This window comes from Nocardioides sp. (assembly GCF_030150155.1).
Lineage (GTDB): Bacteria > Actinomycetota > Actinomycetes > Propionibacteriales > Nocardioidaceae > Nocardioides.
Genome location: NZ_JASLGR010000044.1, coordinates 92,004 through 105,169, shown reverse-complemented (window position 1 = coordinate 105,169; position 13,166 = coordinate 92,004). Strand labels below are relative to the sequence as shown.

At 68.7% G+C, this 13,166-nt stretch carries 12 protein-coding genes, 1 tRNA gene and 1 pseudogene; 5 read left to right on the top strand and 9 right to left on the bottom strand.

Annotated features, from left to right (window positions below; translation table 11 throughout):
- Positions 1-38 precede the first annotated feature (38 nt).
- From Q1V88_RS14145 to Q1V88_RS14135, 3 genes are read right to left on the bottom strand one after another with little or no spacing between them, the layout of a single operon-like run.
- A complete protein-coding gene (locus Q1V88_RS14145; protein WP_300681932.1) occupies positions 39-968 on the bottom strand; it encodes a carbohydrate ABC transporter permease in 930 nt (309 codons plus the stop codon).
- Positions 965-1,909 carry a sugar ABC transporter permease gene (locus Q1V88_RS14140; RefSeq protein WP_300681931.1) on the bottom strand — a complete coding sequence of 315 codons (945 nt, stop codon included), beginning with the start codon at positions 1,907-1,909 and terminating at the stop codon, positions 965-967. Before Q1V88_RS14140 ends, Q1V88_RS14145 begins: the two co-directional genes overlap by 4 nt.
- Before the next feature lie 49 nt (positions 1,910-1,958).
- The gene (locus Q1V88_RS14135; protein ID WP_300681930.1) at positions 1,959-3,335 is read right to left on the bottom strand and encodes an extracellular solute-binding protein; all 1,377 of its coding nucleotides are present in this window, start codon (positions 3,333-3,335) and stop codon (positions 1,959-1,961) included.
- 213 nt (positions 3,336-3,548) lie between these two features.
- On the opposite strand from Q1V88_RS14135, the gene ugpC reads away from it, so the two are divergent.
- Together ugpC and Q1V88_RS14125 are read left to right on the top strand one after the other, a co-directional pair.
- Positions 3,549-4,634, top strand: a complete 1,086-nt coding sequence (gene ugpC, locus Q1V88_RS14130) for a sn-glycerol-3-phosphate ABC transporter ATP-binding protein UgpC (RefSeq protein WP_300681929.1) — start codon at positions 3,549-3,551, stop codon at positions 4,632-4,634.
- A 32-nt stretch (positions 4,635-4,666) separates the two neighbouring features.
- The gene (locus Q1V88_RS14125; RefSeq protein WP_300681928.1) at positions 4,667-5,863 is read left to right on the top strand and encodes a DUF4032 domain-containing protein; all 1,197 of its coding nucleotides are present in this window, start codon (positions 4,667-4,669) and stop codon (positions 5,861-5,863) included.
- A gap of 31 nt (positions 5,864-5,894) precedes the next feature.
- On the opposite strand, the gene Q1V88_RS14120 is transcribed toward Q1V88_RS14125, so the two are convergent.
- The 3 genes and pseudogenes from Q1V88_RS14120 to Q1V88_RS14115 all read right to left on the bottom strand — a co-directional run.
- Positions 5,895-6,107, bottom strand: coding sequence for a hypothetical protein (locus Q1V88_RS14120; RefSeq protein ID WP_300681927.1), 213 nt, complete (start codon positions 6,105-6,107; stop codon positions 5,895-5,897).
- 83 nt (positions 6,108-6,190) lie between these two features.
- Complete coding sequence (locus tag Q1V88_RS19610; RefSeq protein WP_366914089.1) at positions 6,191-6,559, bottom strand: TrkA C-terminal domain-containing protein; 369 nt, start codon at positions 6,557-6,559, stop codon at positions 6,191-6,193.
- Positions 6,533-7,390, bottom strand: a pseudogene (locus Q1V88_RS14115) (RimK family alpha-L-glutamate ligase); the annotation flags it as partial. The gene Q1V88_RS19610 and the pseudogene Q1V88_RS14115, both read right to left, overlap by 27 nt.
- 17 nt (positions 7,391-7,407) lie before the next feature.
- Here Q1V88_RS14115 and Q1V88_RS14110 point away from each other — a divergent pair.
- Positions 7,408-7,917 carry a RimK/LysX family protein gene (locus Q1V88_RS14110; protein ID WP_300681925.1) on the top strand — a complete coding sequence of 170 codons (510 nt, stop codon included), beginning with the start codon at positions 7,408-7,410 and terminating at the stop codon, positions 7,915-7,917.
- A 68-nt stretch (positions 7,918-7,985) separates the two neighbouring features.
- Positions 7,986-8,062, top strand: a tRNA-Met gene (locus tag Q1V88_RS14105).
- 52 nt (positions 8,063-8,114) lie between these two features.
- Here Q1V88_RS14105 and Q1V88_RS14100 read toward each other — a convergent pair.
- From Q1V88_RS14100 to Q1V88_RS14090, 3 genes are all read right to left on the bottom strand, one after another.
- On the bottom strand, positions 8,115-9,365 hold the full coding sequence (locus Q1V88_RS14100) for an MFS transporter (RefSeq protein ID WP_300681924.1): 1,251 nt from the start codon (positions 9,363-9,365) through the stop codon (positions 8,115-8,117).
- Between the two features lie 29 nt (positions 9,366-9,394).
- Positions 9,395-10,555 (bottom strand): NAD(P)/FAD-dependent oxidoreductase, encoded by a 1,161-nt coding sequence (locus Q1V88_RS14095; RefSeq protein WP_300681923.1) that lies wholly within the window; start codon positions 10,553-10,555, stop codon positions 9,395-9,397.
- A gap of 199 nt (positions 10,556-10,754) precedes the next feature.
- Positions 10,755-11,546 (bottom strand): alpha/beta hydrolase, encoded by a 792-nt coding sequence (locus Q1V88_RS14090; RefSeq protein ID WP_300681922.1) that lies wholly within the window; start codon positions 11,544-11,546, stop codon positions 10,755-10,757.
- Between the two features lie 120 nt (positions 11,547-11,666).
- On the opposite strand from Q1V88_RS14090, the gene Q1V88_RS14085 reads away from it, so the two are divergent.
- Positions 11,667-13,163, top strand: a complete 1,497-nt coding sequence (locus tag Q1V88_RS14085) for an MFS transporter (RefSeq protein WP_300681921.1) — start codon at positions 11,667-11,669, stop codon at positions 13,161-13,163.
- Positions 13,164-13,166: the final 3 nt, after the last annotated feature.

Sequence of the window (13,166 nt, the reverse complement as noted above, 5' to 3'; positions counted from 1 at the left end):
CAAGGCCTTGTTCGTTGGTGCAGGTGCAGCGCGGTGGGTCAGCCCTTGACGGAGCCGGCCAGCAGGCCGCGGACGAAGAAGCGCTGCAGGGAGAGGAACACGATCAGCGGGATGATCAGCGAGACGAACGCGCCCGAGGCCAGCAGGTGCCAGTCCGAGCCGCGGGTGCCCGCCAGGGCCGCCAGCTGAGCGTTGATCGGGTAGATCTGGTAGCCGCCGAAGACGAGGGCGACGAGCAGGTCGTTCCAGACCCAGAGGAACTGCAGGATGCCGAAGGCGGCGATCGCGGGCATCATCAGCGGCAGGATCAGGCGCAGGAAGATCTGCGGGTGGGTGGCACCGTCGATCCGGGCGGACTCGATCAGCTCACCGGGGATCTCGCGCATGAAGTTGTGCAGCAGGAAGATCGCCAGCGGCAGGGCGAACATGGTGTGGGAGAGCCACAGCGAGTAGAAGCCGCCCGCCGGAGCGTTCTGGCCCTGCAGGCCGAGCTTGCCGTAGAGCTTGAGCAGCGGCACCAGGGTGACCTGGATCGGGACGATTTGCAGCGCGAAGATCGCGATGAAGAGGATGTTGCGGCCCTTGAAGTTCATCCAGGCGAAGGCGTACGCCGCCATCGTGGCCAGGAAGATCGGGATGATCACCGCGGGCACCGTGATGGCGACCGAGTTGATCACGAACCCGCCCAGGGAGGCGTCGCCGCCACCGGACAGGACCGTCTTGTAGTTCTCCAGGGTCAGGTGCGGGTTGGTGAAGACGTGCCACCAGCCGGTGGTCTTGACGTCGTTCTCCGGGCGGAACGAGGAGATCAGCAGACCCGCGGTGGGGATCGTCCACAGCACCGCGATCACGAACGCGGCCAGTGAGGCCCAGGGGCTGGTGAGCGCCTTCTTGGCGCTCGCGGCGGCGGAGTCGCGCTTCGGGGACGGCGCCGGGGTGGCGGTGTCGGGGAGCGGTACGGCGGTCATCGGGCCTCCAGCTGACGCATCTGGCGGATGTTGTAGATCACGACGGGAAGGACGAGCACGAAGATCAGCACGGCGAGGGCGGAGCCCAGGCCCCAGTTCGCCGACTGGAAGCTCTGCCGGTAGTACTCGTAGGAGAGCACGCTGGTCTTGTAGTTGCCGCCGGTGGTCTGGCGCACGATGTCGAACGCCTTGAGGGTGGTGATCGTGATGGTGGTGAGCACGACGATGATCGTCGGCCTGATGCTCGGCACGGTGATGTAGCGGAACATCCGCCAGCCGCCGACGCCGTCGAGGCGAGCGGCCTCCACGATGTCGTTGGGGATCGCCTTGATCGAGGCCGACAGCACCGTCATCGCGAAGCCGGCCTGGACCCAGATCAGGATGATGATCAGCCAGAAGGTGTTCCACGGCGAGTTGATCAGCCAGTGGTGGCGACCCAGGCCGAGGGCGTCGGTGGTGGCGTTGAGGATGCCGATCCGGTCGTCGTACACGAACTTCCAGATCAGGGAGGCGCCGACGAGCGAGATCGCCATCGGCAGGAAGATCAGGGCCTTCGCGGTCTTCTCGAACCGGGCGTGGTCGACCAGGACGGCGTAGACCAGGCCGATCGCTGTGGCGACGATCGGTGTCACCACGACCCACACCGCGGTGTTGGCCAGTACGCGGAGCAGATCCGCGTCGGTGAAGATCGTCTTGTAGTTGTCGAAGCCGACGAAGTGGTTGCTGTAGCGGTCCTTGAAGGACAGGTAGATCGAGTTGATCGCGGGGTACAGCAACCCCACGCCGATCAGGAGCGACGCCGGCAGCACGAAGGCCGCCGACTGGATGATCTCCCCGACCCGAGAATGCAGTCGGGAGGTCGCCGCCAAGATGATGGCGATCACCGCGAAGAAGATGGCGATGATCAGAAGTGCTTGTAACAACTTCTCACCGGTGGACATGGGACCTCCCGACTACGTTCTCTACTTGGTGCTTAGCGTGCCTGAAGAATCAGGACTTGGGCCAGGACGACTGGATGTTGTCGAGGGTCTTCTGGGTGTCCTGTCCGGTGATCCAGTTGACCATCTCCTTCCAGAACGACCCCGAGCCGACCTCGCCGGGCATGAGGTCCGAGGCGTCGAAGCGGAAGACCGTCTGCGGGTCGGCCAGCAGCTTCGCGGAGAGCTGGTCGATCGGGCTGACCAGGTTGTTCACGTCGAGGCCGTTGTTGGCGCTGACCCAACCACCGTCAGGGGTGGCCTTGGCCTTCTCGTTGGCCCACGTGTCGGTCGACAGGTAGGTCTGGAACGCCTGGGTCTCGGTCTTCTTGTTGAAGGCCGCGACGAACTCGCCGCCACCCTCGACCGGCTTGCCCGCGCTGGCGTCGGCGGCCGGGAGGTAGAAGGCGAAGATGTCGCCGTTCTCCGAGACGTCGGTGCCCTTGGGCCAGTTGGCGGCGTAGAACGAGGCCTGCTGGTGCAGGGCGCACTTGCCGGTGGTGATCGGGATGCCACCCTCCTGGAACGCCGTGGTGGCGATCGACTTCACGTCACCGATGCCGCCGTTGACGTAGGCCGGGTTCTTCAGGATGTCGCCGACCTTGTTGAGCGAGGTCGCGATCGACGGGTCGTTGAAGGGGATCTCGTGGCTGATCCACTTGTCGTAGGCCTCCGGGCCGGCGAAGCGGAGCACGGACTCCTCGAGCCAGTCGGTGAGCGGCCAACCGGTGGCCTCACCGGACTCGGCACCAGCACACCACGGCTTGATCCCGGTCTCGGAGATCTTCTTGGTGAGCGTCATCATCTCGTCCCACGTGGTGGGGACGGTCCAGCCGTTCTTCTTGAACGCCTTGGGGGAGTACCAGACGAACGACTTCACGTTGGCGCCGAGCGGGGCGGCGTAGAACTTGCCGTCGACCGAGCCGTAGTTCTTCCACTCCTTGGACCAGAACTTGTCGACGTTGTCGGCAACGCTCTGCGGCGCCTCGACGACGGCACCGGTCTGGACCAGCGTGTTGAGCAGACCCGGCTGCGGGACGTAGGCGATGTCGGGGGCGTTGCCGCCACGCGCGCGCACGACGACCTGGGCCTCGAAGTCCTTGGAGCCTTCGTACTCGACCTTGGCGCCGGTGCAGGTGGTGAACAGCTTGTAGCTGTCCTTCTGCGCCTGGTCCTCGGGGGCGACGATGCCGGTGTAGACGTGGACCGTCTTGCCGGTGAGGTCGCCGTACTGCGTCAGGGCCGAGCACTCGGCCTTGCCTTCGCCGGGGGACGTGCCGCTGGCCTTGCCGGAACTGTCGCTGCTACCGCAACCGGACAGGACGAGCGCCGAGCTCGCCACGACAGCGCCGAACGCAAGACCCCAGCGGGGGAGGTGCGTGTTGCTCATGTGCCTTCAACTCCTCATCGAGTTGGACTAGGGGTGGAGTGGTTCCTGTGGTCACGCTATGGCCATAACGTCCCTCTTGGTTGCCCGTTGAGCGAGATTTACCATCACGACGTGAACACAGGTGGTGACGACGGTCACGGTACTTGCGTAACCTACGGGGTGTCCACACATTGTCCGGCGCGGATGTCGTCCGGCGAGGGGAGAAGGATCTTCATGGCATCGATCACCTTCGAGAAGGCCCAACGGTGGTACCCCGGCGCGGAACGTCCCGCTGTCCCGGGTATCGACCTCGAAATCCACGACGGCGAGTTCATGGTGCTCGTCGGACCGTCGGGTTGCGGCAAGTCCACGACGTTGCGGATGCTGGCGGGGCTGGAGGAGGTCAACTCGGGTCGCATCCTGATCGGTGACCGCGACGTCACCCGGATGCCGCCGAAGGACCGCGACATCGCGATGGTGTTCCAGAACTACGCGCTGTACCCGCACATGACCGTGGCGGAGAACATGGGATTCGCGCTCAAGATGGCGAAGATGCCCAAGGAGGAGCAGGAGAAGCGGATCGCCGAGGCGGCCCGCATCCTGGGGCTGACCGAGTACCTCGAGCGCAAGCCGAAGGCGCTCTCGGGCGGCCAGCGTCAGCGCGTCGCGATGGGGCGCGCCATCGTGCGTAACCCGCAGGTCTTTCTGATGGACGAGCCGCTGTCGAACCTGGACGCCAAGATGCGTGTCCAGACCCGTACCGACATCGCCAAGCTCCAGCGCGACCTCGGCGTCACCACCGTCTACGTCACCCACGACCAGGTCGAGGCCATGACGATGGGCGACCGCGTCGCGGTGATGAGCGACGGTGAGCTCCAGCAGGTCGACACGCCGCTGGCGCTGTACGAGAAGCCCGCGAACGTGTTCGTCGCTGGCTTCATCGGATCGCCGCAGATGAACCTTCTGCCGGCGACCATCGAGGGCGACGCCCTCAAGCTCGGCGCCTACACCGTGCCCTCGGGCGCGGCCGCGGTCCAGCAGGGTGGCGGCGGCGTCACCGTCGGCATCCGTCCGGAGTCCTGGCAGCTGGCCGGCGAGGGCGAGACCGGTCTGCCGGTCACCGTGCTCGTGGTCGAGGAGCTCGGCTCGGACGCCTATGTCTACGGCACCGTCGACCTCGGTGACGGCTCCGAGCACAACGTCGTGGTCCGGGTCGGCTCGCGCCAGAAGGTGGCCAAGGGCTCCACGCTCAGCGTGGTCGCCGACCCCACCCAGGTGCACCTGTTCGACGGCACCTCCGGCCTGCGCCTCGGTGACTGACACCTCCGGCGACACGAGCGGAGACAGCACTGATGGGTGAGTACAAGCTCACCTTCTCCGGCGTAGCGACAGAGCTTCTGGATCTGCCGCTACGCCGGCCGCTGGAGGAGTGGGACGACCGCAAGGTGATCGACCTGCCGCGAGGCATCTCGCGGCACGTGGTCAGGTTCGTCCGCGCCAACGAGCAGACCTTCGCGGTCAAGGAGGCCACCGATCGGTTCGTGATCGGTGAGTTCCGGCTGCTCAAGGAGCTCGAGGAGCGCGGTGTGCCGGCGGTCCAGGCCTTCGGCACCGTCACCGGACGGCGTACCGACGACGGCGAGGAGCTGGGTGGTCTGCTGATCACCCGGCACCTCGCCTACTCGGTGCCCTATCGCACCCTCTTCCTGCACCCGCGCGGCGTGCAGGTCCGCGACCGGCTGATCGACGCCCTCGCGGTGCTCTTCGTCAGGCTCCACCTCGCCGGGTTCTACTGGGGCGACTGCTCGCTGTCGAACACGCTCTTCCGACGTGATGCCGGGGCGCTGTCGGCGTACCTGGTCGACGCCGAGACCGGCGAGATCCACCCGACCCTGTCCGACGGCAAGCGTGACTGGGACATCGAGGTCGCCACCGGCAACATCCTCGGCGAGCTGCTCGACGTCCAGGCCAGTGGCGTGACCACGGCGGATCTGGACCCGGTCGCGATCGCCCACCAGCTCCGGCCGACGTACGAGCGGCTGTGGTGGGAGATCACCAGTCCCGAGGTCATCCCACGTGACGAGAGCTTCAGGATCGATCAGCGCGTACGCCGACTCAACCAGCTCGGCTTCGACGTCGAGCAGATGGAGATCGTGCCGATCGAGGGCGGCTCCCGGCTGCGCTACCAGCCCCAGGTGTTCGAGCCCGGACACCACGTCCGGCGGCTCTTCCAGCTCACCGGCCTCGACGTCCAGGAGAACCAGGCCCGCAGCCTGCTCGCCGAGCTGGCCCGCTTCCGGGCCCGCTGGGAGGCCGGTGTCGGTCACCCGATCCCGGAGGACCAGGCGGCCCGGGAGTGGCTCGACGACAAGTACTACGGCACGCTCTCGCTGGTGCCGGAGCATCTGCGCGGGAAGCTGTCCGACGCCGAGCTCTTCTTCGAGATCAGCCAGCACCGCTGGTTCATGAGCGAGATCCGGGGCGAGGACGTGGGCCGCGAGGAGGCCGTCTCGAACTACGTCAAGACGGTCCTCGACTTCCAGCCCTGAGCCCTCGCCCCCAGGGCTGGAGGCCCGAGGCTCAGCTGTGCTTGGGCAGGACGTCCGAGGCGTGGTTGGAGACGGTCTCGACGGCCTCGGAGACGGTGTCGGTCACGGTCGACAACGCGCTCTCCCCGACGCTCTTGGCCTGGTCGGCGAGGTCCTGGACCTGCTCCTTGGAGAGCAGGCCGGTCTTGCGGGCGATCAGGTAGGCGACAGCGGCCAGGGCGGCGATCACGGCGAGTGGTTTCATCGTTCCTCCTGTGGATGGTGGACGAACCGAGCTGGTCCGACTCGTCCTTCTGTCCTACCCGGTGTGCCCAAATCCATGCCGCCTCAACCGATCTCGGACTCCGGGATCGGGTTCTTCGGCAGCTTCTTGACCCGCGGCCGACGCTTGGGCCGCTCGGGGATCATCGAGCGCATCTCCTCCAGCTTGCCCCAGCACAGCAGTCGGTCCTCGGCCTGCAGGACGTGCTGGGAGAACGGGTTCGGGATGACCAGGGAGCCGCGGTGCAGGGTGAGTACCGTGATGTCGCGGTCGCGCAGACCCGACTCGCCCAGCGACTTGCCGACCAGGTCCGCGTCGCCGTGCACGACCAGCTCGGCGACGCCGTACCCGGTCGAGACCGAGAGCCGCTCGCGTACGTCGATCTGCGGGAACGCGACCTGGTTGGCGATGTAGTCGATGATGGCGCCGGCCACGTCGAGCTTGGTCGCCTCCTCGATGCCCTGGAGACCGGGGGAGGAGTTCACCTCCATCACCAGCGGGCCGTCCTCGCCCTCGAGCATGTCCACGCCGGCGACCTTGAGTCCCATGATCTGGGCGGCGCGGACGGCGGTCTGCTCGTACTCCTCGCTGATCTCGATCCGCTCCACGGAGCCACCGCGGTGCACGTTGGAGCGGAACTCGTCGCCCTGGGCGCTGCGCCGCATCGCCGCGACCACCCGATCGCCGACCACCAGGGCGCGGATGTCTCGGCCCTTGGACTCCTTGATGAACTTCTGGATGAGCACGTTCTGCCGGGTCGACTGCAGCGTCTCGATGATCGCCTCGGCGACCTTCTTGTCCGGCGCCAGGATCACGCCGATGCCCTGGGTGCCCTCCAGCAGCTTGAGCACGACCGGGGCGCCGCCGACCCGCTCGATCGCCGGGATCACGTCGGCCCGGTTGCGGACGAACGCGGTGGCCGGCATCGCCACGGCGTGGCGCGACAGGATCTGGGCGGCGCGGAGCTTGTCGCGGCTGTTGGTGATCCCGGCGGCGGTGTTGGGCGTGTAGACGTCCATCTGCTCGAACTGCCGCACCACGGCGGTGCCGTAGTACGTGATCGAGTTCCCGATCCGCGGCAGGATCGCGTCGTAGTCCGAGATCGGCCGGCCCCGGAACTGCAGGTCGGGGTCCTCGCCGGACAGGTCGATCGAGAACCGCAGGGTGTTGAGCACCTTCACCTCGTGGCCGCGGGCATCGGCGGCTGCACGCAGCCGCTGGGTGCTGTAGGCACGGGGCGCACGAGACAAGATGGCGATCTTCACTGGAACTTCCTGGTTGGATGGAGGACGTGACAAAGGCAGACGCTGGCTCTGACAGCCATCATTCAACGCGCCTGGTTGGATGGCGTGAATGGGTAGGCCTACCAGACCTCGGTGTCGAGTGGATGAAGGCCAAGATCGACACTGGAGCCCAGACGTCGTCCCTGCACGCGTTCGGCGTGGAGGAGTTCGATCGCGACGGCGAGCCCTGGGTGCGCTTCGAGATCCAGCCGCTGCAGCGTTCCTCGCGTGACGCGGTCGAGGTCGAGCTCCCGGTCGCCGACCGGCGCTCGGTGCGTTCCTCCAACGGCGTCGCGCAGGTGCGGTACGTCGTCGTGCTCGACGTCCGTCTGCTGGACCAGGTCGTCTCCGCGGAGGTCACCCTCACCCGACGGGACTCGATGGGCTATCGGATGCTGGTCGGGCGGGAGCTGCTGGCCCAGGGCTTCCTGGTCGACTCCGCGTCGTCGTACCTGGGTGGGAAGCCCAAGCGCCGGATCCGCGACGCGCACAAGGCCGTCGACGCCTGAGCCCGGGAGGCCCGTGGGCACCGCGAGTTGGGTTCGCGTGCTCGGCCCTGTAGTGTTGCGTTCACCGACGCGGGGTGGAGCAGCTCGGTAGCTCGCTGGGCTCATAACCCAGAGGTCACAGGTTCAAATCCTGTCCCCGCTACCACGGCAGAAGCCGCGGCCTGGATCTCCAGGTCGCGGCTTCTGTGCTTTCCGGCTCAGGCGCTGCTCCCGCCCAGTCGGGCCGCCGTCGGCCTGACGGCGAAGCGGCGCGACCGACTCCGGCCCAGCGCCCCCAGCAGCGCGGTGCACGCGCTGACCACGCCCAGGAAGATCCAGGCCGCCCGGTAGGACTGGTGGTCGGTGATCAGGCCGAACGCCCACGGCAGTACGAACCCGCCGATCGCCGACAGCGAGAGCATCAGGCCGATCGCGGTGCCGATGTTCTCCGGTGCGATCGCGAGATTGCCCGGCACCGTCTGCCAGACCGCGAAGGTGAAGTTGAACATGAAGCCGATCCCGAGGGCGGGGATCCAGAACGTGCCGGGTCCGCTCAACGGCACCGCGGCCAGGAAGACCGCCTCCAGGGTCGCCCCGGCGATGAACAGGATCCGCGGGGAGAGGTAGCGGTCGGTGATCCAGCCCGCGGCGATGCTGCCCGGGACACCGGCGATGCCGATCAGGAAGGCGGCGAAGCCGACCTCGCTGCTGCCGATGGCGCGACTGTCGCCGTAGTCGGAGAGCAGCTGGGAGGCGGCCAGGAAGGAGCCGTAGGCACCGAAGAACGCGAACCCGAAGATCCAGATGCTGCGGTTGCCCAGGGTCTCCTTGAGCGAGGCCACGGTGAGGCGGACCCCGGCCAGGGAGTCCACGCCGCGCGGCGTACGGAAGAACAGCAGGCTCAGCGCCGCCACGACGAGCGCGAGGGCCCCGCTGATCACCACCGCGGTGCGCCAGGAGGTGGCGTCGGTGATGTCGGCCCAGGTGTAGAGCCCCAGCGCCGTGCCGACACTGAAGGCCGCCGAGGAGATGCCGAGGGCCAGGCCGTGGTGCCGCTCGCGGAACCAGATGCTGACCGCGGCGATGCCGACGGCGGCGAAGATGGAGGCACCGGCACCGGCCAGCGCCCGCCACATCACCAGCTGGGCGAACGAGCCCGCCGAGGCCGAGCCGATCGCGCCGATCCCCTCGATGGTGAGGCCGACGGCGATCGTACGACGCAGGCCCCACCGGGTGGCGAGGAAGCCGCCGGGGATGTGGAGCAGGCCGTAGGCGGCGACGAACATCGAGATCAGGAAGGCCACATCGGGGATGGCGAGGCCGTACTCGTCACCGATCGCGTGGAAGCCGGTGGAGATGTCGAACCAGTTGACCACCATCGCGATGAAGCCCGCACAGACCAGCGCGAGCATCCACCAGCGGGTGGCCGGGTGGTCGGGGAGTGTGCGGTCGTGGCTGGGATGAGACATGGGTGTCCTCCGAGATGAGCGCGGACGGGTCAGCTGCCCACCGCGCCGGCGAAGTGGTCGACGCCGGTCGGGATGGTGCGGGCGGCGCGGAGCCGGGAGGCGCCGAGCGTGGGGATGAGGTCGGCTCCGCGCAGGAGTGCGGCGCGGGCGACGTCGGGCACGTTGTTGACCAGACGGAGCCGGTAGGACCAGCGCTGGGTGTGCTCGATCACGGGACGTTGGGTGTGCTCCCAGTCGCGGAGCAGCTGGTCCACGGGCCCCGGTCCGGCGAGCGTGTCGGCCAGGCCGAGCGCGCTCATCATGGCGCAGCCGCCGCCCTGGCCGAGGTAGGGCGGCTGGGCGTGGGCGGCGTCGCCGAGGAAGGCGAGCCGGCCGATCGACCAGCGGGTCAGGGTGAGGAACTCGAAGGTGTCCCAGCGTCCCTCGGCCTCACCGCAGGCGGTGAGGAGCTGCTCCAGGTGCGGGAAGGAGCGGACCCAGGAGTCGACGTCGACGGGCAGCCGGCTGGCCGCGCGGTCGTCCTCGTCGGCCACCAGGGCGACGTACAGGCTGGTGGCGCTGCTGGGGGTGTAGAGCACGCGCCGTCGGCCGCTGAAGTACTCCAGGTACTTCTCCTGGTCGGCGAGCGGCACCAGGCCGGGTGCGCGGGGGATCGTGAGGCGGGTGGCGCCCTGGTGCATCCGGGCGCGGCGCTCCACCACGTCGTACTGGCGGCGGATCCGGGAGTTGATCCCGTCGGCGGCCAGGACGACGTCGGCGCGGCGGGTCTGGCCCGACCGGGTGATCACGGTGCCGTCGGGGGCGGCCTCGACCACCTCGGAGCCGGTGTGGATCTCGACGCCGGCCTCCTGCGCGCCGCGGACCAGGGTGTCGATCAGCCTGTCGCGCATGATCGTCAGCACCCGGGCCTGCCCGGGGCCGTTGATCGGGACCCGCTCGATGGTCCGGTTGCGGTGGTCGCGGCTCTCCAGGGCGGGACCGACGTGGGCGCCCTCCATCGCGGCGTCCAGGCCGAGCGCCTCCAAGGTGGCGAGGCCGTTGCCCCAGACGTAGATGCCGGCGCCGATGGCGCGGATCTCGGAGTCGCGCTCGTGCAGTCGCACGGTCCAGCCGCGCTGGGCCAGGGCGGTGGCGGCGGTCAGCCCGGCGAGTCCTGCGCCGACGATCTCCGCGGTCCTGCTCGATGCCATGACGGTCCTTCCCTCGGGGGCGTTCTCAGTGGCGGTGGGTGGCTCCATCCTGTGACGCAGGTCTCATGTCGGGCCAATGCCTAATCGAGGAGTTCCTATGACGAGCGCGCATAGCGAGGTGGTGCCGACCCTGTCCCGGAGACGACAGAAGCCGCGGCCTGGATCTCCAGGTCGCGGCTTCCGTAGGGGCAGTGAGGGCTCAGGCCAGGGCGGTCCTGATCACGGCGGCGACCTGGTCCGGGACGGCCATGTGAGCGAAGTGCTCCTGGCCGGGCAGCACGGTCAGGGTGCTGGTCGGCAACAGCTCGCGCAGGGCGTCGGTCGCGGCGACGTGGTGCGGTGCGGTGACCTCGCCGAGCAGGAAGTGCAGCGGCGTGGTGATCGTGGCGTAGGCCTGCGCCGAGGGCTCCAGGGCGTCGATCGCCCGCAGCTCGCGCACCCAGGTCGGGGCCAGGGCGGCCATCGGCGCCCAGGCCGGGGACTGGCGCATGCCGGCGACCACCTCGGCCGGGACGTGCACCACCTCGGTGAGGGCGAGCGCCAGGGCGTCGTCGAGGTTGCCCTCGGCGACCAGGGCGGCGAACGGCTCCAGCGCCGCACCGGCGACCGGACCCACGACGGGCAGCGGCGGCTCGTAGATCACCGCCGCCGCGGCGGTGGCACCGGAGCGCAGGGCCTCCAGGGCCACGATCGCGCCGTACGAGTGCGCGACCAGGACGGCGTCGGGGCCGGCCTCGGCCAGCATCGCGGCGACGTCGGCGGCCTCCAGGGCCAGCGAGTGCTCAGTGGCGTCACCGCTCAGACCCCGACCCCGGCGGTCGACCAGCCAGGACTCGGCATCGGCGGCCAGCTCCTGGGCGACCAGGTCCCACTGGCTGCCGTCGGCGATGCTGCCGTGCACGATCACGACGGGGCGGCCCTCGCCGATCCGGGTGGCTGCGATCGAGGTCCCGTCGATCGGGTTCACCACGGTTGAGTGCTTGTTGCTCACGAATCTGTCCTCCTTCAGGCGTTGCCACGCTACTGGCGGGTCCGCCGGGCGGCCGGGGAGTTCTGCGGGTCAGAACCCGGACCTGCCCTCCGGTTGCGGCCGTCGTTTACGGTGTCGGATGTGACGACGGTGGTGGGCGGGACGGCTGGTCGGCGCGAGTGGCTCGGGCTCGGGGTCCTCGTCCTGGTCGTGATGCTGCTCGCCATCGACGGGACCGTGCTGAGCCTGGCGGTGCCGTCCCTGACCGCCGACCTGGATCCGTCGGCCGACCAGATCCTGTGGATCGGCGACATCTACGGGTTCGTGCTCGCGGGCCTGCTCATCACGATGGGCAACATCGCCGACCGGATCGGCCGCAAGCGCCTCCTCCTGATCGGTACGGCGGCCTTCGGTGCCGCCTCACTCGCGGCCGCCTTCGCGCCCAACGCCGACACCCTGATCGCGGCGCGGGCCCTGCTCGGCGTGGCCGGGTCGACGCTGATGCCCTCGACGCTGTCGATCATCAGGGCGATGTTCACCGACTCCCGGCAGCGGACCACCGCGATCGCCTGGTGGTCGGTCGGCGCCACCGCGGGCGCCGCCCTCGGACCACTGGTCGGGGGAGCGCTGCTGGAGCACTTCTGGTGGGGCTCGGTCTTCCTGATCAACCTCCCGGTGATGGCGCTCGCCTTCGTCGGCGGCTGGCTGATCCTGCCCGAGTCGAAGGGGGAGACCGGAGCGCCGGTCGACCTGCTGTCGGCCCTGCTCTCCATCCTCACCATCGTGCCGCTGGTCTTCGCGATCAAGCACGTCGTCTCCGAGGGCGTCGACGGTCTCGGGATCGCGGCGCTGGTGATCGGCCTGGTGGCGGGATGGTTCCTGATCCGGCGCCAGCTGCGCTTGGCGGTGCCGCTGATCGACGTCACCCTGTTCCGGATCCCGGCGTTCAGTGGGGCGTTCTTCGCCAACGTGCTGTCGATCTTCGGCTTCTTCGGGCTGCTGTTCTTCTTCTCCCAGTACCTCCAGATGGTCCGGGAGTACTCCACCCTCAAGGCCGGTCTGGCCGAGCTGCCCGGCACGCTGTCCTCGATGGTGGTGGTCGCCCTGATCGGGTTCCTGATCACCCGGGTCGGGGTCGGTCGCTCGATCGGGCTCGGTCTGGGGCTGGGGGCGATCGGCCTGGTGGTGATGGCGGCCAGCGCCCGGGGCGAGGGCTACTGGGGCCTCGGCCTCGGCCTGGTGATCGTCGGCCTCGGGGTCGGGATCGCGATGACACTGTCCACCGACGCGATCGTCGGCTCGGTCCCCACCGAGCGTGCCGGGGCCGCCTCGGCCGTCTCCGAGACGGGCTTCGAGCTCGGTGGGGCGCTCGGGATCGCCCTGCTCGGCTCGTGGAACCTGGCGTTCTACCGCAACTCCCTCGACCTCCCGGTCGGGGTGCCGGTCTCCGACCTCCAGGCCGCGCACGAGTCCCTCGCCTCAGCACTGCATCGCGCCGAGAGCCCGAAGGTCATCCTCGCCGCTCAGGACGCCTTCACCACCGCGATGCAGTCCACGGCGGTGGTCGCCGCCGTCATCCTCGCGGTCGCCGCGGTGCTGGCCTGGCGGATGATCCCGTCGGCCAGCCCGCAGGCGTGAGGC

What these genes read in the sequence shown, in the direction of transcription:
- Q1V88_RS14145 (WP_300681932.1), bottom strand. Translation starts at nt 968, where the DNA reads ATGACCGCCGTACCGCTCCCCGACACCGCCACCCCGGCGCCGTCCCCG.
- Q1V88_RS14125 (WP_300681928.1), top strand. Translation starts at nt 4,667, where the DNA reads ATGGGTGAGTACAAGCTCACCTTCTCCGGCGTAGCGACAGAGCTTCTG.
- Q1V88_RS14095 (WP_300681923.1), bottom strand. Translation starts at nt 10,555, where the DNA reads ATGGCATCGAGCAGGACCGCGGAGATCGTCGGCGCAGGACTCGCCGGG.
- Q1V88_RS14110 (WP_300681925.1), top strand. Translation starts at nt 7,408, where the DNA reads ATGGAGGACGTGACAAAGGCAGACGCTGGCTCTGACAGCCATCATTCA.
- Q1V88_RS14135 (WP_300681930.1), bottom strand. Translation starts at nt 3,335, where the DNA reads ATGAGCAACACGCACCTCCCCCGCTGGGGTCTTGCGTTCGGCGCTGTC.
- Q1V88_RS14140 (WP_300681931.1), bottom strand. Translation starts at nt 1,909, where the DNA reads ATGTCCACCGGTGAGAAGTTGTTACAAGCACTTCTGATCATCGCCATC.
- ugpC (WP_300681929.1), top strand. Translation starts at nt 3,549, where the DNA reads ATGGCATCGATCACCTTCGAGAAGGCCCAACGGTGGTACCCCGGCGCG.
- Q1V88_RS14100 (WP_300681924.1), bottom strand. Translation starts at nt 9,365, where the DNA reads ATGTCTCATCCCAGCCACGACCGCACACTCCCCGACCACCCGGCCACC.
- Q1V88_RS14120 (WP_300681927.1), bottom strand. Translation starts at nt 6,107, where the DNA reads ATGAAACCACTCGCCGTGATCGCCGCCCTGGCCGCTGTCGCCTACCTG.